The organism is Leclercia sp. 1548 (assembly GCF_050435045.1).
Classification (GTDB): domain Bacteria; phylum Pseudomonadota; class Gammaproteobacteria; order Enterobacterales; family Enterobacteriaceae; genus Enterobacter; species Enterobacter adecarboxylatus.
Window position 1 is genome coordinate 709,449 of the sequence record NZ_JBNDJP010000002.1, and the last position, 19,932, is coordinate 729,380.

A 19,932-nucleotide genomic window follows, 5' to 3' on the forward strand; every position below is an offset into this window, starting at 1 on the left:
TTAAGTCAGTGTACTCAAAATGGTTTTCTGGCTATTGCCTATACTTAATTGACCTGCGCGGGCGGGTGTTCTGCGCAAGCTTAACTCTGCAAGAGGGCATCACTATGGGTATTATCGCCTGGATTATATTTGGTCTGATTGCTGGTGTTATCGCAAAATTCATCATGCCGGGACGGGATGGTGGTGGTTTTATTGTGACCTGTATCCTTGGGGTCGTAGGTGCGGTTGTCGGCGGCTGGCTGGCAACGATGTTTGGCATCGGCGGCACTGTATCCGGGTTTAACCTGCAAAGTTTCCTGGTCGCCGTGGTGGGCGCTATTCTCGTGCTGCTTATCTACAGAATGGTACGACGCGCCTGACCCACGTAAAACGGCTCTTAACTAAGAGCCGTTTTTTTTGGTGTCCCCCGTAATAATGCCGGGTAGCGGCTATGCCTTACCCGGCCTACGCATCACATCGCCTTACTGCCCGACACTTTTCTGCGTTTCTGCCGAATCATCATTCGCAGCTGGCTGTGAGCTGGCGTTGCCGCTGGTCGCCGGTGGCGTGGTGACTGACGGCTGATTGCTCGTGGCCGGTGGCGTGTTTGACGACGGCTGATCGGTTGTCGTTGGCGACGTTGTTGACGACGGTTGATCGGTCGTGGTCGATGGCGACGTTGTTGACGATGGTTGATCGGTCGTGGTCGATGGCGACGTTGTTGACGACGGTTGATCGGTTGTGGCCGGAGGCGTCGTTACCGAAGGCTGATCGCTTGTGGTCGATGGCGTTGTTGCCGCCGGTTGGTCAGTTGTGGTTGGCGCGCTATTCGCCGCCGGTTGATTACCGGTAGCCGCTGGGGCTGTGGTCGCTGGCTCATCATTCGCCGCAGGCTGTGTGGCTGGCAGCTTGTCGCAAGGGTTAGCCTGCGGACAAACCATATCCAGCATCTTCAGCGTCACGCCGTTAGTCCAGCCAAAGCCGTCCTGCAGCGGATATTCGCCACCGCCGCCACCCGTGCCGGTAGTGGAAACATCATATTTCTCCACCAGCTTCTGCTCACGATCGTAGGTATGCTGCACGTTAGTGAGGAAGCGCCAGGTGACGTCCATCGCCACTTTTTTATGCCCGTAGTTCTGCAAGCCTTCGGTGGCCACCCACTGCAACGGTGCCCAGCCGTTTGGCGCATCCCACTGCTGGCCGCTATTTACGGTCGTCGTGGAAATCCCCCCGGCTTTGATCAGCTGGGCCTCGGCGGCCGCAGCCGTTTTATCTGCCCGCTCCTGGGAAGCCGCCTTGACGTACAGCGGGAACAGCGCCGCAGCGGTCAGCTGATTACGCACCTGTTTGGTTTTCAGATCGTAATCCGCATACCAGCCCTCTTTTTCATTCCACAGATAGCGCTCCATCGCCTTCTGGCGATCGGACGCCAGACCCTCGTAGCGGCTGGCGGCAGCGCTATCGCCGCCATCCTGACTGGCCTTCGCCAGCAGTTTTTCCATCTTGAACATCAGGGCGTTCAAATCCACCGGCACGATGCTGGTGGTGCGGATCGTCCCCAGTTGCTGCGGATCGTCCATCCAGCGGGAGCTAAAGTCCCAGCCAGAGGCGGCAGCGGAGCGCAGATCGCGGTAGATCTCGGTCGCCGGGCGGCTGGGGTATTTTTTCGCGGTGTTGATGTCATCCAGCCAGGATTCCGGGCGTGGCGTATCGCGATTGTCCCAGTAGCGGTTAAGCACGGCACCATCGTCCAGCTTGACTACCCGCTGGCTGGACTGACCCGGCTGGAGGGCATCCACCCCTTCCATCCAGTAGGCGTACTCTTTTTCCATCTGAGGACGGTATTTTTTCAGCGCCTGGCTGTCGTGCGTCGCCAGCAGTTCCACCATCAGGGAGAAGAACGGCGGCTGGGAGCGGCTCAGATAGTAGCTGCGGTTCCCGTTGGGAATATGGCCCCAGCTGTCCAGCTCATAAGCAAAGTTATCGACCATGCTGGCGACCTTATCCCAGTGTCCACTCTCCGCCAGACCCAGCATGGTGAAGTAGCTGTCCCAGTAGTAGATCTCCCGGAAACGTCCCCCCGGCACCACGTAAGGTTTAGGCAGCGGCAGCAGCGAATCCCACTTCCCGGCGCTGGAGGTGGTGCGCGTCAGCACCGGCCACAGACCGTCGATATGCGCGCGCAGGCTCTGCCCGGCAGGCGGAACGTATTTTTCCTTTTCGGCTGGCAGGGTAAAGTTCACGTCGACAAAATGACGCAGGTCGAAGCCGGACTGTTTTCGCTGCATGTGGTAATCAGCGAGGATCGTCTGGGGATCGTTTTTCGGCACCGCATCGGCAAAGGTTTTCTGGTCAGGGAAGAGTTTCGCGGTTTGCACATCATTAAACAGGGGGCCAAACAGGATGTCAGGAGGTTGTTTCAAGCTGCCGGATGAGTCGTCCGCATAGCTCACGGCGGTGATGCCAAGCAGGATACCGCCAATCGCCAGCCGCAGGGTTGCGTGCCGTTGAGGTTTGATCATGGTTATTCTCCTTATATAGGCTGAACAGCGTGGCCGTTGTCATCAATCACCTGAAAACCTTAGACGAATCTCAGACAGTTCGCGTGTTGGATGTATCATTTTGCGTAAATACAGATTAATTACCGTTGCGTCTGAGAAGACCTTAAAATTGCGCGTAAATATATAATCGCCTTGCCGGGTTTTGCGGGAGAATATCCACTCATCGTAGGGCTTACATTAAGCAAAAATAATAATTTCGTTGTGTGAAAAATAATTTCGCCGCGCCCTGTGGTAATGGCCAATAGCGCGGCACTCTACATTCGCCGTGCGAAGGGTAACGGCGAGAGGCAGGGCATCTCGGCCATCGAGAGAGTAGAAGTAAAAACAAACCGGCATGCAATGCGTGACGGCAAGTTTTTTTTCGCAACCTGCATTGGTATGTCCCCACTGTTTTTAACATTATGATGCTGAAGGCGACGCTATTCCCGGCAGGGTGTTGGCCGCTGTTAAATATCACCCTGCAAGTATTAGGCAGTCACCGCATGCCGTGCAGACTATTTTCCGGTTATTCACGTTCCTGGCTGCGCCGTTTTATTTCTTACGCCGCTAACATTTAAATTTTCTCGTCTCCATACGCAGAGAGGGAATAGCCGCTACGTTAGACGCGTCCGCGTTAACTATTATTTTGACCGAATGCCAGCCAGAGTGCCTTTACGGCCTGGCTGGCTTTCCGCACCTGCACTACCTTCATAACTTAATGAGATAAAAGGGAGTGCCAATGAAATCATTACCTCTGACTATTCCAGCCCTGGTTTTACTGGTCGGCTGCGGGGCGAACAACTCTCCGCCGCAGGCACCCATCCCCGGTGAAAGCACCTCCGCCAAAATGCGTACTCTGGAAACGGGCGCCCAGGTTATCCAGTCCCGCCCGCCGGTGGAGGCGATCAGCGCCTATCTGGACGGCTTTCATTTTTACAGCGGGGATAAAAACGGGCAGATGGAAGCCCATCACTACGTGACGGTGCTCAATGAGGACGTCATGCAGGCGGTCATCTATGACGGCAATACCAAAGATGCCCGGCTGATGGGCGTCGAGTACATCATCAGTGAACGCTTGTTTAATACCCTGCCGCCGGAGGAGAAAAAGCTCTGGCACAGCCACCAGTATGAAGTGAAATCAGGCAGCCTGGTGGCCCCCGGCCTGCCTGCGGTGGCTGACAAGGCGCTGATGAGCAAAATTGTCAACACCTACGGCAAAACCTGGCACACCTGGCATACGGATCGTGACAAAACCCTGCCGCTCGGCATCCCGGCCCTGATGATGGGCTTTACCGGGGAAGGACAACTCGACCCGGCGCTGCTGGCGGATCGCGACCGGCGTCTGGGGATCGACACCCAGGAGATTAAACGCCAGCGCGCCGATATCGTGGCTCGCCCGGTGGCAAGCGGTGCTAACGCCTGGGAGCGCGGCGAGGTCATTCAGCTTAAGCGCGTGCAGGGGAGCGGTGAGCACGGCCATGGCGACACCACGCATTTTGGCACGTCTGAGCAGAGCCAGCAGGCGCCATCACGTTGATGAGGAGGCGATATGAAGATTCATCACCTTAACTGCGGGTGTATGTGCCCGCTGGGCGGCGCATTTTACGACGGTTTTAGCAAGGGGCTGCATGCGCACCTGGTCTGCCACTGCCTGTTGATTGAAACCGATCGCGACGGGCTGGTGCTGGTGGATACCGGCTTCGGACTGGGCGACGTGCGGGAGCCATCCCGGCTGCCGGGCTTTTTCCGGGTGCTGAATAACATCCAGCGCCGCGAGTCGCTCACGGCACGCGCCCGGGTCGAGGCGCTGGGTTTTAGCGTGGCTGACGTCCGTCACATCATTCTGACGCACCTGGATTTCGATCATGCGGGCGGGCTGACGGATTTCCCCCACGCACGCATTCACCTCATGCAGCAGGAGATCGACACGGCGCAACAGCGCCACAGCTGGCTGCAGCGGGAGCGCTATCGCCCGGGGCAGTGGGGCGGCATTTCCGGCTGGGAGGGCTATGAGGCTCAGGGCGAGCGCTGGTTCGGCTTCGACGCGGTGACGGCGCTACGCGGGCTGCCGCCGGAGATTTTACTGGTGCCGCTGGCCGGGCACACACCGGGCCACGCGGGGATTGCCATCAGCCAGCCCCAGGGATGGTTGCTGCACGGCGGCGACGCCTGGTTTTACCGGGATGAGATGCGCCAGCCGCAGCGCCACTGTACCCCCGGACTGCGCTTTTATCAGTGGATGATGGCGATGGACAATGAGGCCCGGCGGCGGAACCAGCAGCGGCTGCGCGAGCTTTCCTGCGCCCACGATCATGACATCACTTTTTTCTGTAGCCATGATGCGCGGGAACTTGAGAGCCTGGCGGCGCAGCCAAAACCGGCCTGAATACCGGAACTTAGGCGTGGCCTGCTTTGCGAAGAAGTCGCTTAAAAATTATACTGGATATTTGAACAGGTATTTGTATACTATTAGAGCAAATTACCCGAGTAATGTATGAGTGAGGGGTGAAACCTATGGTAATTCCTGTTGAAAATTTCCAGTCCCATGATCAGCTTGCCACCATCAGCAGCCGTGAAATCGCCAGGCTGACCGGCATTACCCATGCCGAGGTGAAGCGCATGGTGACGAGTCTGGAAACAGCGCAGCGTCTTTCGCAGCCGGTAACGGCCAGTCTGTACGAGCGCGAAGGTGAAACGCGGCAGGAGTTTTTGCTGAACAAACGAGACTCCCTGCTGACCGTTTCACGCATCTCCCCGGGCTTTACGGCGGCCATGCTGGATCGCTGGCAGGAGCGTGAACGAAACGCCAATATCCCGGACTTCACTAATCCGGCGGCGGCGGCACGCGCCTGGGCCGAGCAGTATGAAAAATGCCATCGTGCCGAGGAGCAGCTTGCCCTTTGGGCGCCAAAGGCGGCGTTTTTTGACCAGTTCGTCAGGGTCAAGGAGTCAATGGGTTTCCGTCAGCTCTGTAAAATGCTCAAGGCTAAAGAGCCGCAGTTTCGCGAGTTCCTGTTGGAGCGCAATATCATGCAGCGCGTCGGCGGAAATCTGGTTCCGCCGCAGCACCATATCGACGCGGGCTATTTTACGCTGCACAGCGGCGTGGGCGAAAACCAGCACACCTGGTCTCAGGCGCGCTTTACCGCCCGCGGCGTGAAGTGGGTGGCCGATCTCTGGTCCAGACACCTCTCCACGCTGGCCATTGAGCTGCCCCGCGAGGAGCGCAGCGAAGGGAAAATGTCCCAGCAGAGCTGGCTGTAATCTCTGAAGTGAACCGGTCAGATCGCCTCTGGGGTCTGACTGGTTTCGCGTAACGCCCCTGGCGACTGGCCGACAATACGCTTAAATGCCCGGCTGAAGGCGGCCAACGAGCCGTACCCCAGACGCAAGGCCACGGTCTCAATCGCCTGGTTCTCCTGGCCGATATACTGGATAGCCAGCCGCATCCGCAGCTCGGTCAGGTATTTCGCCGGGGTGGTGCCGGTCGCCGAAAGAAAACGCTCGGCAAACACCGACCGGGAGGTGCCTGCCTCCTTGGCCAGCGTCGCCACGCTCCAGTTGACCCCCGGTTGCTGGTGCATGGCGTAGATCGCCCGGCTGAGGCGCGGATCACGCAGCACCTGGATCCAGCCGGTGGCTTTCCCACATCCGGCCTCGACCCAGCCGCGGACAATCAGCGCCGCCACGACGTCTGCCAGACGGGCGAGGATCCCGGCAAACCCCACCTGACGGGCCATTGACTCGCGCTCCATCGCCTCCAGCAGGGGATGGATCTCCGGCCAGGTGGTCATGAGGCGACTCACCATCATCACTTCCGGCATCGCTTTGATCAGCGGCTGCATCCCCCCGAGATCGAAATCCATACATCCGCTGAATATCACCACGTTGTCACTGTCCGGGCACGGCTCGCAATGGATATCGCATACGCTGTTGCAGATCGGCTCGCTGGGAAATGCCGAGACTGGCGTTACCGCCGCGTCATCTTCCGAGAGCAGGGCGTGTGCATCGCCGTTGGGGATAAACACCGCATCGCCGCTGTTCAGCGCGAAACGCGCCCCGCTGTGCATCCGCAATACCGCCGGACCGCGGCTGATAAAGTGAAACTGGGCTTTTCCCGGAGCCGCGCCGAAGGCCACACCGAAGGGCGTGCTGGCCTCTATCCGACGGTATTTCACTCCTGACAGACGCATTCCGCGCAGCAGTTCACTGATCAGATCAGGCGACTTAATCGTCATTTCTCTCTTCCCGGACGAATAATCAATAAGTGGAGATTATATGTCATAGATCGTCCGTGGTGAACTCCCTATGCTTTGCGACATACATCACATTTTTATAACCGGAGAGTAACAGATGCATTCATCCATCGTCGCAAACGAGGCCAGCGCACCGGCCAGACCCGCCTGGCGTGCGGTCTGGTCGCTGGGGCTGGGCGTCTTTGGCCTGATCATCGCCGAGTTCCTGCCTGCCAGCCTGCTGACGCCGATGGCGGCCAGCCTCGGCGTCAGCGAGGGCGTAGCCGGGCAATCAGTGACCGCTACCGCGCTGGTGGCGCTGGTCACCGGCCTGCTGATTACCTCTGCCACCAAAAGCATCGACCGCCGCTGGGTGCTGATGTTCTTTTCAGTGCTGCAAATCATCTCCTGCCTGATGGTCGCCTTCGCGCCGTCCCTGCATGTCCTGCTGATGGGGCGCTTGCTGCTGGGCGTGGCCATTGGCGGCTTCTGGGCGATGTCCACCGCTACCGCGATGCGGCTGGTTCCCGCCAGCGATGTGCCGAAGGCGCTGGCGATCATCTTCTCAGGCGTCTCGATTGCCACCGTGGTGGCCGCGCCGCTGGGGAGCTATCTCGGCAGCCTGATCGGCTGGCGCAACGTCTTTATCCTCTGCGTGGTGCCCAGCGCGCTGGCGCTGCTGTGGCAGCTGTGGGTACTCCCGTCCATGCGCCCGGAGAACAGCGGCAACCTGAGCACCCTGCTGCGGGTGCTGCGTCGTCCGGGAATGATTGGCGGCCTGCTGGCCACCATTCTTATCTTCAGCGGGCATTTCGCCTTCTTCACCTATCTGCGTCCGTTCCTTGAGACGGTAGGGCAGGCCAGCGTTGAAACCATTTCGCTGATCCTGCTGGGCTTTGGCGTGGCGAACTTCGTCGGGACCTCCATTGCCGGGCATCTGCTGGCGCGCAACCTGCGTCTTACGCTGGCGCTGGTGCCATTTGTGATGGGGATCCTTGCCTTGCTGATGGTGACCTTTGGTCATCTGGCGCTGGTTGACGGCCTGCTGGTGAGCCTGTGGGGCTTTGCCTTCGGTCTGGTGCCGGTGGGCTGGTCCACCTGGCTGGCGACGACGGTGACGGACGAGGCCGAAAGCGCAGGCGGCCTGATGGTCGCTTCGATCCAGCTGGCGATAAGCGCCGGTGCGGCAGGGGGCGGGGCGGTCTTTGATCTCAACGGCGCCAGCGGGGTATTTACCGCCAGCGGCGTGCTGCTGCTGGCAGCGATGGTGATGGTGTTTGCCGGAGTAAAGGTGAAGCCGGTAGCGGCAGAGTAATGCAACGCTGAACACCGTCCTCTCTCAGAGGAGAGGACGGTGTAAATCATCAGGCCTGTTGCGCGGTTTTTTTCATCGGAATGAGTGAAATAACGAACGCGCCCAGCACCAGGAACCCGGCCACCATAAAGATCCCGGCGTTGAAGTTGCCGGTGAGGTCTTTCATCATCCCCATCAGCAGCGGCCCCAGCGCGGCACCGGTCATCCCGGTGGCGTTAATCACCGCGATACCCAGCGCACGGGCGCGGAGTGAAATAGCGCGGTCCGGTGTGGTCCAGAAGATCACCATGGCGGCAAAGGCACCTGACGAGGCCATGACGATCCCCATGAACTGCAGCATCGGATCGCTGCTGGTGGCGGTCAGGATCCAGCCTGCGGCGGCAAACAGGTACGGCAGCAGGGTGTGGACTTTACGCTCGTTACGCTTGTCGGAACGCTTACTCCACCAGATCATCGCCACAATGGTACAAACTTGTGGGATGGCGCTCAGGATCCCGATGGTGACGTTACTGCTCTCCTGGCTGATGCTGCGCAGGATCAACGGCGTCCAGACGCTGAGGGCGCTCAGGGTGTTGGTCAGGCAGAAGTAGGCGAGGGTGTAGAGCATGATGGTTGGGGTAAAGAGTTCCCGCATCAGGCTGCCTTGCTTCGGTGCCAGCGCGGCCTGCTCTCGCTGTTTGGTGCTCAGGGCGTTGAGGCGATCCGCCTCCAGCATCTCCTTCAGACAGGCCTTGTCGTCGCTGGTCAGCCAGCGGGCTTTATCCGGGCTGTCGTCCAGCCAGAACCACACCACCAGACCGAGGATCACCGACGGGAAGCCTTCCAGCAGGAACAGCCACTGCCAGCCCTTCAGATTCATCACGCCATCGAGGTTAAGAATATACCCCGAGGCCACGGAACCCAGCGCCATCGTGACCGGCATCGCAATCATAAACAGGGCGTTGGCGCGGGCGCGGTAGTGCGCCGGGAACCAGAAGGTTAAATAGAGCAGCAGGCCCGGCAGGAAGCCCGCTTCGGCGATCCCCACCAGCATGCGCAGCACATACAGGCTGTTAGGGCCGGTGGCGAACATGGTGGCGGTAGAGGCAATCCCCCACACCACCATCAGGATGGCGATCCAGCGACGGGCGCCCACCCTGCTGAGCATCATATTGCTGGGGATCCCGCAGATAACATACATCACGTAAAACAGGGTCGTGGCCAGACCAAACATGGTGCTGGTGAGGCCCAGATCTTTGCCCATCGTCAACCCGGCAAAGCCGATGTTGATCCGATCCAGATACGAGAAGACGAACAGAATGAATAAAAACGTGATCAGCCTGCGGAATAACTTTTTGATCACCCGCTGCTGACGCGGGTCGAGCGTGACGTCTGCAGGCGCAGGAGGAGCCAGCACGTCAGTGCGTGTCTGTTCCATCGATGGACTGTCGTTCATGAAATGCTCCACATTGCGTTAATCGGTAATAACAACCCAGGACGTGTTATGCCAGGGCATTACCTCAGCCCACCCAACGTCAACACGTGCGCTAACGTATAGGAAAGCGCACATATGGACGTCAATGTTATGTTTAAAAAATGATACGCATTTGTTAATCACGTAGCGTTTTTGAATCATAATGCGATATCGATCGGCTTTCGTGGCGCGCAGGCAATAAGAGAAGCCCTTACCGGGTGTGAAGAGGCTATAGCGGGCGGGCAATAGCGGGTATAATTGCGATCATTGCATCACTTCTGGAACGTCATTTAATGAGTCAAACCACTACATCGTCAGACAGCGGGGCCACGTTTCACCGCGAAGAGTTCCCGTTCTACTGGATCGTTAATGTCTATGCGCGCTATACGCAAGTTATGGAAATTACGCTAAAAAAGGCGCAGCTCGATGTTTCCCGCTTTCGGGTGCTGATGATTACCGGGCAGTACGGTAAAGCCAGCATCTCGCAAATCTCTGAATATGCGATGGCCAAAATGCCCACCGTCACCAAAATTGTCGGTCGCCTGCGTGATGACGGCCTGGTGACCACCGCCAGCAGCGTACAGGATGCGAGGGTAACCGAGGTGATGCTGACCGATGCCGGACGTGAAAAAGTGGCCGAAGCGCACCGTCTTGTCAGCAAGGTTTTCGAGAAGGGTTTCAAGGGCATGACCGCCGCCCAGATGGAAAAAATGAACCTCTCCCTGGCAAAGGTACTGGATAACCTTAACGAGCTTTGAGGGTGCCGCAGAGAGAATTGCGGTTTTGTGACAGCCTTAAAAATTCCAGATAATGCAATGTAAAACAACAGGTTAATTTTAGGCCGCGCCGATCTTCAGCGCGGCTTTTTTTTCATTTCCATGCCCGCTTTATTGTTATTTATCATCACCATACCCCCCATTTCCACAAGTGTTATAAAAATGTTTCCATGTTATTTTTACGTAAAATTAACGTGAAATATTACTTGAATATTCATCTAAATCTTCCATGATTGACCTGAGTTCACGTGGGTTGAATCGCAGCGAAGACTGCCCCGCCCAAATATGATTCATTTTTTCTGGTTAAGGTGCGAATTATGCAGCCGGTTACTGAGAGCAATGGTTATGTAGAACGATTTACCCTGGGCGAGGGCGACCTCTGCTTCGCGGTTAAAGACACCCTCGACATCGCAGGCTTCCCGACCCGCGCAGGCTGCCAGGCCCTGGCCGCAAACCCGCCAGCCGAACAGCATGCCGGGGTGGTAAAAACGCTGCTCGGGCAGGGCTGCATCCTGACCGGAAAGACCACCCTGCACGAACTGGCGTTTGGCGTTACCGGGATAAACCCCTGGAGCGGCACGCCGGTGAACCCCCATTTTCCTGAGCTGATCCCCGGCGGCTCCTCCAGCGGCTCGGCTGCGGTGGTGGCCTCGGGCGAGGTGGATTTCGCCCTCGGCACCGACACCGGCGGCTCGGTGCGGATGCCCGCCGCCTGCTGCGGGATCCTCGGTTTAAAACCGACGTACGGCACGCTGAGTCGTGCAGGCGTCATGCCCGCTCACAGTTCGCTGGACTGCGTGGGTATCTTCGCCCGCCATACCGACGTCCTGCGCCAGGTGCTGGCCCGTCTTGCCCTTCCGGTGAATGCACCGCTGGCAACACTGCCTGCCGTCGGCTTTATCCTGACAGCTACCCTTGAAATTGACACCCTGCTGTTGAACGCCCTGGCGCAACGGGGCCTCTGTCCGCAGCAGGTTGAACTGCCCCTGTTGGGCGATGCCCATCGCGCCGGGCTGACGGTCATCAGCCATGAAAACTGGCAGGCGTTTAGCCCGTTACTGCGCAACGCAAGCATTTCCGCCGACGTGGCCGCCCGCGTTCGCGCAGGGGAAAGCATTGATGCCGATGCCCTGCACACCGCAGAGGCCATCCGCCAGAGATTTACCGCGCAGGTGGATGCTCAACTGGCGAAAACCCCGCTGCTCGCGCTGGCAACCCTGCCGGAGCTGCCGCCGACTCTGGAAGAGGCAAAGGACCCGCTCAGCGTGGTGAACCTGACCCGGCTGGTGCGCCCATTTAACCTTAGCGGCCACCCGGCGCTGACCCTGCCGATGGGTGAACTTCAGGGGCGTCCGGTGGCGCTCCAGCTGGTTGCCGCCAAAGGGCAGGAGGGCCTGCTAATCCAGGCCGCCGAATGGCTGGCTGAACGACGACGCTGCTAACCATCCCGTTTTGCCGAATACCGTTTTCACAATAACTCAGTGAGTACCACTCATTGCGGCAGCGCTCGTCTTTTTGCGGGCCGCACACTCTTTTCGGGAGGAAGCTATGTCAGCCGTTCATGTTCGTGAGGAACTCGTTCCACTGCTGAAGGATGTTGCGGCCCGCAGCGCCGATTTCGAGCAACAGCGCCATATCTCTGACGACATCATCGCCCGGTTTAAGCAGATTGGCGTCTACCGGGCGCTCGTCCCCAAAGCCTACGGCGGCGATGAGTGCTCCCCGGCGCAGTTCTGCGAGCTTATCGAGCAGATCGCGACCGCCGATGGCTCCGCAGGCTGGGTGGCCAGCTTTGGTATGAGCCCGTTTTACCTCGGCGCGCTGCCGCCGGACACCCTGAAAGCACTTTACCGCGACGGCCCGGACGTGGTGTTTGCTGGCGGTATCTTCCCGCCGCAGAAAGCGGTGCTGGCCGACGGCGGCTATCGCGTCAGTGGCCGTTGGGGGTTTGCCAGCGGCAGCATGGGAGCCTCGGTATTTGGCGTCGGCATCCTGCCGGAAAGCGGCGAACCCCTGCCGCGGATGGCGGTCCTGCCGCGCGACAGCGTGCAGATCGATCCGGTATGGAACACCGTTGGCCTTGCCGGAACCGGCAGCCACGATCTGGTGGTCAACGATGCGTTTGTGCCGCAGGAGTGGACCTTCGTGCGCGGCGGTGCCCTTAACCTCGACGGCGCGCTCTATCGCTATCCGGTGCTCTCTCTTGCTACCCAGGTGCTCTCGGTGGTGGCGCTCGGCGTGGCCCGCGCCGCGCTCAACGAAATTTACACCATTGCCCATCGCCAGCAGTCCGTCACGGGTGCCCCGCGGCTGGCCGACCGCCCGCAGGCGCAGATGCAAATTGCCCGCTGCGAAGCGGATTTGCGCTCCGCCCGGGCCTGGTTCTACGACGCCATCGACGATGTCTGGCAGTGCATTCTCGCCGGGGATGAACCCGCCTGCGAGCAGATCAACGCCCTGCGATTGTCTTCCACCCACGTTACCCGCGTGGCCGCCGAAGTCACCCGCCAGGCGCTGGCGCTGAACGGCATGGGCGGCATCACCATGACAAGCCCCCTGCAACGCTACGTGCGCGACACCCTGGTGATCACCCAGCACGCCTTTATGGGCGACCTCTCTTATCTCAACGCCGGTACGGTCTACTTCGGTGGCCAGCCTCTGCCGGGTTATTTGTAATTTTGACCAAAGGAGCAACAGATGAGCCAGACAACAACCTTACGCGTGCTGTTTTGCATCGGCGTGAACCAGAACTTCTTTGATGCCACCCCGGCAGAAGCCAAACAGGTGTGGGGCGCTTTCGGCGTGATGATGAAAGGTATCGACGAAACCCAGGGCATCCGCGTGATCGGCAACATGGACGACGACCGTCTGATGGTAGGCCCGTCCACCGCCTCGCCGTGGACCACCTACGTGCTGGCCGATGCCGACAATCTCGACAGCGTGGTGGCTGCCTGCAACCTGTTCCGCACCACCCCGGTGGGCGACGGCGAGAGCAAGCTGTGGAAGTACTGCAAAATCGAAGCCCGCGTGGGCCGTGAACTGATTATTCAGTAACGGAGCAGAAGATGAACCCACAGGATGCGCTGCGTTTACAGCAGCTTGAGGATCAGCAGGCTGCCCGGATCTGTATCAGCAACTACATGCATTTGTGCGATCGGCTGGACAGCATGGAGCGGGTACAGGCCATCGGCGCGCTGTTCAGCGCAGACGCCTGCTGGGAAGGGGTGGGTGAGCCTTACGCCACCCGGCTGGGCAAGCATCAGGGGCGCGAGGCGATTATGGCGATGATGGCGAGCTATGTCCGCCAGCCTGCGCACTTCGCCCTGAATGCCCACTTTTTGTGTTCCGAAGCGCTGTATCAGGATGCCGACGGCGAGCTTCATGGCCGCTGGACGATGCTGCAAACCTCCGCGTTCAATGCCGGAGGCGCACACCTGAATGCCGCAGAGATCGAGATTGTTTTCCGTCGCGAGGCAGGTGAGATGACCATCCACCATTTCACCACCCGCAACCTGTTCAGCAGGCCGGTGAGCCACTGGCATGCGGCGGATGCGTTACCGGTACCTGACAAAAATTAGAACCTCGACGACGAGCAGGAGAAAGATTATGCAGTGTGACCACATCATCAATGTCAAAAATATCGATACCACGGCGCAGCCCGCACCGGGCCGCGAAGAGATTGCCGCCCTGGTACAACCCGATCGCGTCCACACCTCGCTCTACACCTCTGAGGAACTGTTCCAGCTGGAGCTGGATCGTATTTTCACGAAGACCTGGGTCTGGGTTGCGCACGTTAGCGAAATCCCGGAAACCGGCAGCTTCAAAACCACCGAGATCGGCACCCAGCCGGTGATCGTGGTGCGCGATCGCAAGGGCACCATTCACACCCTGCTGAACCGCTGCCGCCACCGCGCCGCTACCGTCTGCGAACACCGCACCGGCAAAACCAACAGCTTCGTCTGCCCGTATCACGGCTGGGGCTACGCCCTCGACGGCAGCCTGCGCGGCGTGCCGCACCCGGAAAGCTATGCCGACCAGCTGGAGAAAAACGAACTGGGGCTGGTGTCGCTGCGCACCGAGCAGTACGCGGGCATGGTCTTCGCCACCTTTAACGAGCAGATCGAACCGCTGGAGGATTTCCTCGGTGCGGCGAAAAAATGGATGGATCTGTTTATGAAGCAGGGGGCGGGCTACCCGATCAAAACCGGGCCTGCGCACCGCTTCCGCTTCCCCGGCAACTGGAAAATCCAGCTCGAGAACACCACGGACGGCTACCACTTCCCGGTGGTGCATCGCTCCTTCCTGAGTTCGGTGGATAAGCAGACTGAAGAGATGCTGAACTTCGTTGATGGCAGCGGCTACGTCGAAGATCTCGGCAACGGCCATAGCGTGATGGTGATGATCCCCGAGCTGGTGGATCTGGAGGCCAACCTCGACGCGCCGATCCCGGAACGCTTTATCGGGCTGGCTGAAGAACTGCGCAAAGAGCACGACGAAGCGCAAGTGCGTCGCATCGTGCGGGCGGTGGGCGGCTCCGGTTTCAACCTCAACCTGTTCCCGAACATTGCCTGCTCCATGGCCTTCTTCCGGGTGTTGCAGCCGGTGTCGGTGATGGAAACCGAAATTCACCACGCGGTGATCACCATGGACGGCGGGCCAGAGATTGCCAACCAGGCGCGTCTGCGTCTGCACGAACACTTCCAGGGGCCGATGGGCTTTGGCACCCCGGATGACTCCGAAGCCTGGGAGCGCGTTCAGCGCGGGGCCACCGCAGGGGATGACCTGTGGATCATGCTCAACCGCGGCCTGGCCGGGGAATACCGCACCGATGACGGTCTGCGCAGCGACGTCAGCGCCGAAACCGGCATGCGTGCGGCCTACCAGCAGTGGAAAAAATTGATGACGGAGAGCGAAAAATGATGACCCCCGATTCTGTCCTGTTTGCGGCCATGTCCGTAATCAACCTGGAAGGCGATCTGCTTGACCAGGGCGAGTTCAATGCCTGGCTGGATCTGTGGCAGCACGACGGCCTGTACGTGGTGCCCATCGACCCGAATGAGCAGGATTTCAAAAACACCCTCAACTACGCCTGCGACGATCACCACATGCGCGAGCGCCGGGTGAAGCGTCTGTACAGCGGGGAGTCGATCTCCACCACGCCGCGCGCCAGAACGCTGCGCACCCTGTCGCGCTTCCGTCTGCTGGAATCCCGCGAGGATCTGATTGTGGTGCGGGGGGCGCAATCCCTGTGGGAACACCGCAAAGGGCACAGCCGCCACTACGCCGCGGATATCACCTGGCACCTGTTGCCCAAAGACGGCAGATTGCTGATTGCCCAGAAAGTGATCCGGCTGGTCAACAGCGACGATGTGCTGCACAGCATCGGTTACATCCTCTGAGGAGCCATTCATGACGCAAACCGTATTAGTGACCGGCGCAGCCGCCGGTCTGGGCAATGTCATCGCCACCAGCCTGCTCAAGCAGGGCTACCAGGTGGTGCTGACCGATGTCGATGCCACCCGAGCCCGCGAAGCCGCGGCGCGTCTTGATGACGGTCAGGACAGGGTGCTGGCGCTGGGGCTGGATATTTGCCAGCCGCAGGATTTCGCGGACGCACTGGACGCGACCATTACCCGCTTCGGCTGCCTGGACGTGCTGGTAAACAACGCCGCGCTGACCCTCGCTACCCCGGTAATGGAGATCGCCGTGGAGGAGTTCGACCGGGTGATTGCCACCAACCTGCGCGGCACCTTTGTCGGCTGCCAGACCATGGGGCGTTACTTCGCCACACGCGGCTACGGCCGCATCATCAACCTGGCGTCACTGGCGGGGCAGAACGGCGGCACGGCCTCCGGTGCCCACTATGCGGCCTCGAAGGGCGGCATCCTGACCCTGACCAAAATCTTTGCCCGCGAGCTGAGCAAATCCGGCGTGACGGTCAATGCCATTGCGCCGGGGCCGCTGGATCTGCCGATGGTTCACGCCCTGGTGCCGGAAGAGAAGATGGCCGGGCTGTTGCAGATGATCCCGGTGGGCACGTTAGGTGAAGCAGAGTTTGTCGCCCAGGCCGTGGCCTTGCTGGCGTCACCGCAGGCGTCGTTTGTCACCGGGGCGACCTGGGACATCAACGGCGGTCTGTTTATGCGTTAAGGAGTCAACATGCTGACATTACAGGTTATCAGGCGGGAGTTGCAGGGCGAGGTTGTGCTGCTGACGCTGGCGCATGCCGACGGTATCGACCTCCCGGCCTTCCGCGCGGGAGCGCATATCGACCTGCATCTGGCAGAAGACCTGGTGCGTCCGTATTCCCTGTGCGGCGACCCGCAGAATCGCCAGCACTACCAGCTCGGCATTCTGAAAGAGAGCCAGTCCCAGGGCGGCTCGCGGGCAGTCCATGCCCTGCGCGAAGGGGATCGGATCCAGGTCAGCGACCCGCGCAACCTGTTTGCTCTGGACGAAACCGCCAGCCACAGCCTGCTGATTGGCGGCGGGATTGGTATCACCCCGATGCTGGCAATGGCGGCGGAACTGCATGCCGCCGGGCGTTCGTTCAGCCTGCACTACTGCGCCCGTTCCCGCGCCCAGGCCGCCTTTATTGCGCAGCTGGAGCAAGCGGCCTGGGCCGACCGCGTGCATCTGCACTTTAGCGATACCCAACGGCTGAACCTGGCGGCGGTACTGAGTGACGTGCCGGCCAACACCCACGTCTACACCTGCGGCCCGACGCGCCTGATGAATGCCGTCACCGACGTGGCATTGGGGCAGGGTTACCGCCCGGAGCAGGTGCACCAGGAGTGCTTCAGCGCCGAAGTGGACACCGGCGGCGCGGCCTTCGAGGTTTTCGCTGCAACCAGCGGGATCACCGTGCAGGTGTTGCAGAACCAAAGCATCGTCGAGGCGCTGGCGCTTGCCGGGCTGAAGGTGTGCGTCTCCTGCAAACAGGGGATCTGCGGCAGCTGCCTGACCGACGTGCTGGAAGGCGAGCCGGATCATCGCGACCACTACCTGACCGATGAAGAGAAAGCCGACGGCGACCAGATTTTGTTGTGTTGTTCCCGGGCGAAAAGTGCCCGTTTAGTCATCGATTTGTGAGGAAGAACTTATGACACTGCAAACCGAATTTCGGAATGCCATGGCGCAGCTGGGGAGTGCGGTCTCTGTGATTACCACCGACGGCCCGGCGGGCAAATTTGGCTTTACCGCCTCTGCCGTGTGCAGCGTCACGGACGCGCCGCCGACCCTGCTGGTCTGTATGAACCGCAACTCCTTTGCCAACGCACACTTCAAACAGAACGGGGCGCTGTGCGTCAACGTTCTCTCCAGTGACCACCAGGATCTCTCCGGGGTGTTCGCTAACGCCAGCCTGCGCTCCGAGCAGCGCTTTGAGTACGACTCCTGGCAGGTGATGGCCAGCGGCGCACCGGTGCTCAGCTCGGCTGTCGCCAGCTTCGACTGCGTAATCGACACCTGCCATGAGGTGGGCAGCCACACCGTTTTCTACTGCCAGGTGCAGGCGATCCGCATCAGCGAAGCCCCGCGCGGGCTGGTCTATTTCAACCGTCGCTACCATGCCGTCGGGCATGACGTGGAAGCGTAAAACCAGACAATAAGGGGAACGCTGATGAGCAATGTCGTGACTGAAACAACCGCCGCGCCGGTGGCTGCCTCGCAGGATGCAAAGCAACTGCGCAAGCTGGTCATCGCCTCGGTGCTGGGGAATGCCCTGGAGTGGTATGACTTCTTCTTGTACGGCACCGCGGCGGCGCTGGTCTTCGGCCCGCTGTTCTTCCCGGTGGGCGGCGACCCGATGCAGGGCACGTTGCTGGCGTTTTCCGGTTTTGCGGTGGGCTTCCTCGCCCGTCCGCTGGGCGGCATCGTCTTCGGGCATATCGGGGATCGCTATAGCCGCAAGATGACGCTGATCATGACCCTGACCCTGATGGGGGCCACCACCTTTATCATCGGCCTGCTGCCGGTCTATGCCCAGATTGGGATCTGGGCACCAGTCTCGCTGATCACCCTGCGCTTTTTACAGGGCGTGGCGTCCGGCGGGGAGTGGGGCGGTGGGGTGCTCATGTTGAGCGAGAACGCCCCGTCGTCGCGTCGCGGCTACTTTACCGCCTGGAGCCAGATGGGCGTGTCCGGTGGGTTTGTCCTCTCGGCCTTCGCCTTTTACCTGGTGCAGAAGCTGCCGGAAGAGGATCTGATGAGCTGGGGCTGGCGCGTGCCTTTCCTGCTCAGCATCCTGATCTTCCTGGTCGGGGTCTACATCCGCAAAAACATCCGCGAGAGCAAGGCCTTCAGCCAGGCAAAGCCGGAAACAAAGCACGAGAAGATCCCGCTGATGGTCCTGATCCGCGAGCATCCGAAGGCACTGTTGCAAGCCATCGCCCTGCGCCTGCCGGAGAATGGCGCGTCCTATATCTTCTTCACCTTCTCGGTGGTCTACGCGAAACACATCGGCATTAGCACCGGGGAGATCATCAGCGCCGTGACCCTGGCGATGCTGGTGGAGTTCTTCTCGATCCTGTTCTGGGGTGCGCTCTCGGATCGCATCGGCCTGAAGCCGGTCTACTACATCGGCGTGATTGGCCTGCTGGTGATGGCGTTCCCGTTCTTCTGGCTGCTCTCCACCGGTGACTACGGCTGGATCATGCTGGCGATGTTCCTCGGCCTGCCGTTCTGCCACGGGGCGATGATCGGCACCCAGCCCTGCATCATGAGCGACCTGTTCCCGGTGCGCGTGCGCTATTCCGGCCTGGCGCTGGGGCATGAAGTTGGCTCGATCTTCTCCGGTGGCCTGGGGCCAATGCTGGCGGTGGCACTGCTGATGCACTTCGACGCCTCGTGGCCGGTCTCGCTTCTGTTGATGGGTTATGCGCTGCTGGCATGGATTGCGTTACGCAGTCTGCCCGCCACGACTAAAAATAACGAGGTAAGCAAATGATTGACAAACGGATTGCTGCCACCGATGGCGCGGTGGCCGACATCTTCGACGGTGCCGTGGTGATGGTGGGCGGTTTTGGCGCAGCCGGACAGCCTGCCGAACTGCTGGATGCCCTGATCCGCCGCAAGCCGCGGGAGCTGACGCTTATCAGCAACAACGCCGGGAACGGTGACTATGGCCTGGCGGCACTGCTGAAGGCCGGTTGCGTGAAAAAAGTGATCTGCTCTTTCCCGCGCCAGACCGACTCCTGGGTCTTTGACGATCTGTACCGTCGCGGTGAAGTGGCGCTGGAGCTGGTGCCGCAGGGCAACCTCGCGGCGCGCATTCAGGCGGGCGGCAGCGGTCTGGGGGCGATCTTCACCCCCACCGGGTATGGCACTGAACTGGCCGCAGGCAAAGAGACCCGCCATATCGACGGCAAAGATTATGTTCTTGAGTACCCGCTGAAAGCCGATTTCGCCCTGATCAAAGCCCTGAAAGCCGATCGCTGGGGCAACCTGGTGTATGACAAAACCGGGCGCAACTTCGGGCCGATTATGGCTGCGGCGGCCAGCTGCACTATTGCCCAGGTGAGCGAGATTGTCGCCCTCGGCGAACTCGACCCGGAAGCGGTGGTGACGCCGGGCATTTTTGTTCAGCGCGTGGTGTCGGTGGCGACGGCCCGCCTGCCGCAGACGGCATAAGGAG

The 19,932-nt window shown here is 60.1% G+C and carries 19 protein-coding genes and 1 pseudogene; 17 read left to right on the forward strand and 3 right to left on the reverse strand.

Annotation, left to right across the window (positions count from 1 at the left end; genetic code table 11):
• Positions 1 to 104: 104 nt before the first annotated feature.
• The gene (locus tag ABIE02_RS08645) at positions 105 to 359 is read left to right on the forward strand and encodes a GlsB/YeaQ/YmgE family stress response membrane protein (RefSeq protein WP_032611437.1); all 255 of its coding nucleotides are present in this window, start codon (positions 105 to 107) and stop codon (positions 357 to 359) included.
• Positions 360 to 830: 471 nt separating this feature from the next.
• On the opposite strand, the pseudogene treA reads toward ABIE02_RS08645, so the two are convergent.
• Positions 831 to 2,501: pseudogene (treA, locus tag ABIE02_RS08650) on the reverse strand (alpha,alpha-trehalase TreA); the annotation flags it as partial.
• 757 nt (positions 2,502 to 3,258) lie between these two features.
• On the opposite strand from treA, the gene ABIE02_RS08655 reads away from it, so the two are divergent.
• From ABIE02_RS08655 to ABIE02_RS08665, 3 genes are all read left to right on the forward strand, one after another.
• Positions 3,259 to 4,056, forward strand: a complete 798-nt coding sequence (locus tag ABIE02_RS08655; RefSeq protein ID WP_032611435.1) for an OBAP family protein — start codon at positions 3,259 to 3,261, stop codon at positions 4,054 to 4,056.
• 12 nt (positions 4,057 to 4,068) lie between these two features.
• A complete protein-coding gene (locus ABIE02_RS08660; protein ID WP_270735916.1) occupies positions 4,069 to 4,905 on the forward strand; it encodes an MBL fold metallo-hydrolase in 837 nt (278 codons plus the stop codon).
• Positions 4,906 to 5,033: 128 nt separating this feature from the next.
• Positions 5,034 to 5,783, forward strand: coding sequence for a phage antirepressor KilAC domain-containing protein (locus ABIE02_RS08665; protein ID WP_032611432.1), 750 nt, complete (start codon positions 5,034 to 5,036; stop codon positions 5,781 to 5,783).
• A 17-nt stretch (positions 5,784 to 5,800) separates the two neighbouring features.
• On the opposite strand, the gene ABIE02_RS08670 is transcribed toward ABIE02_RS08665, so the two are convergent.
• Positions 5,801 to 6,757: an AraC family transcriptional regulator gene (locus ABIE02_RS08670; protein WP_032611430.1), complete on the reverse strand. Its 957-nt coding sequence runs from the start codon at positions 6,755 to 6,757 to the stop codon at positions 5,801 to 5,803.
• A gap of 115 nt (positions 6,758 to 6,872) precedes the next feature.
• Between ABIE02_RS08670 and ABIE02_RS08675 the strand changes: the two genes are divergently transcribed.
• Positions 6,873 to 8,069 carry an MFS transporter gene (locus ABIE02_RS08675; RefSeq protein WP_336994515.1) on the forward strand — a complete coding sequence of 399 codons (1,197 nt, stop codon included), beginning with the start codon at positions 6,873 to 6,875 and terminating at the stop codon, positions 8,067 to 8,069.
• Between the two features lie 49 nt (positions 8,070 to 8,118).
• Here the strand turns inward: ABIE02_RS08675 and hpaX are convergent, their stop codons facing one another.
• Positions 8,119 to 9,504 carry a 4-hydroxyphenylacetate permease gene (hpaX, locus tag ABIE02_RS08680; protein ID WP_059349897.1) on the reverse strand — a complete coding sequence of 462 codons (1,386 nt, stop codon included), beginning with the start codon at positions 9,502 to 9,504 and terminating at the stop codon, positions 8,119 to 8,121.
• A 311-nt stretch (positions 9,505 to 9,815) separates the two neighbouring features.
• Here hpaX and ABIE02_RS08685 point away from each other — a divergent pair, with 311 nt between their 5' ends.
• The 12 genes from ABIE02_RS08685 (at position 9,816) to ABIE02_RS08740 (ending at position 19,928) form a co-directional block, all read left to right on the forward strand.
• Positions 9,816 to 10,280: a MarR family winged helix-turn-helix transcriptional regulator gene (locus tag ABIE02_RS08685; protein WP_032611424.1), complete on the forward strand. Its 465-nt coding sequence runs from the start codon at positions 9,816 to 9,818 to the stop codon at positions 10,278 to 10,280.
• Between the two features lie 335 nt (positions 10,281 to 10,615).
• Entirely contained in the window at positions 10,616 to 11,740 is a 1,125-nt protein-coding gene (locus ABIE02_RS08690; protein WP_336994516.1) for an amidase, read from the forward strand.
• A gap of 106 nt (positions 11,741 to 11,846) precedes the next feature.
• Complete coding sequence (locus ABIE02_RS08695) at positions 11,847 to 12,974, forward strand: acyl-CoA dehydrogenase family protein (protein WP_234548769.1); 1,128 nt, start codon at positions 11,847 to 11,849, stop codon at positions 12,972 to 12,974.
• A gap of 21 nt (positions 12,975 to 12,995) precedes the next feature.
• Positions 12,996 to 13,352, forward strand: a complete 357-nt coding sequence (locus ABIE02_RS08700; protein WP_032611415.1) for a hypothetical protein — start codon at positions 12,996 to 12,998, stop codon at positions 13,350 to 13,352.
• 11 nt (positions 13,353 to 13,363) lie between these two features.
• Positions 13,364 to 13,876, forward strand: coding sequence for a nuclear transport factor 2 family protein (locus ABIE02_RS08705; protein WP_234548768.1), 513 nt, complete (start codon positions 13,364 to 13,366; stop codon positions 13,874 to 13,876).
• 28 nt (positions 13,877 to 13,904) lie between these two features.
• Positions 13,905 to 15,218 carry an aromatic ring-hydroxylating oxygenase subunit alpha gene (locus ABIE02_RS08710; protein WP_144882879.1) on the forward strand — a complete coding sequence of 438 codons (1,314 nt, stop codon included), beginning with the start codon at positions 13,905 to 13,907 and terminating at the stop codon, positions 15,216 to 15,218.
• The gene (locus ABIE02_RS08715) at positions 15,218 to 15,697 is read left to right on the forward strand and encodes an aromatic-ring-hydroxylating dioxygenase subunit beta (protein ID WP_059309093.1); all 480 of its coding nucleotides are present in this window, start codon (positions 15,218 to 15,220) and stop codon (positions 15,695 to 15,697) included. Before ABIE02_RS08710 ends, ABIE02_RS08715 begins: the two co-directional genes overlap by 1 nt.
• A 10-nt stretch (positions 15,698 to 15,707) precedes the next feature.
• Positions 15,708 to 16,448, forward strand: coding sequence for an SDR family NAD(P)-dependent oxidoreductase (locus tag ABIE02_RS08720; RefSeq protein ID WP_165718001.1), 741 nt, complete (start codon positions 15,708 to 15,710; stop codon positions 16,446 to 16,448).
• 9 nt (positions 16,449 to 16,457) lie between these two features.
• Positions 16,458 to 17,390 (forward strand): PDR/VanB family oxidoreductase, encoded by a 933-nt coding sequence (locus ABIE02_RS08725; protein ID WP_151585068.1) that lies wholly within the window; start codon positions 16,458 to 16,460, stop codon positions 17,388 to 17,390.
• A 10-nt stretch (positions 17,391 to 17,400) separates the two neighbouring features.
• A complete protein-coding gene (locus ABIE02_RS08730) occupies positions 17,401 to 17,895 on the forward strand; it encodes a flavin reductase (protein WP_059307674.1) in 495 nt (164 codons plus the stop codon).
• 24 nt (positions 17,896 to 17,919) lie between these two features.
• Positions 17,920 to 19,245, forward strand: a complete 1,326-nt coding sequence (locus ABIE02_RS08735) for an MFS transporter (protein WP_077227081.1) — start codon at positions 17,920 to 17,922, stop codon at positions 19,243 to 19,245.
• Positions 19,242 to 19,928, forward strand: a complete 687-nt coding sequence (locus ABIE02_RS08740; RefSeq protein WP_077227082.1) for a 3-oxoacid CoA-transferase subunit A — start codon at positions 19,242 to 19,244, stop codon at positions 19,926 to 19,928. Before ABIE02_RS08735 ends, ABIE02_RS08740 begins: the two co-directional genes overlap by 4 nt.
• Positions 19,929 to 19,932 lie beyond the last annotated feature (4 nt).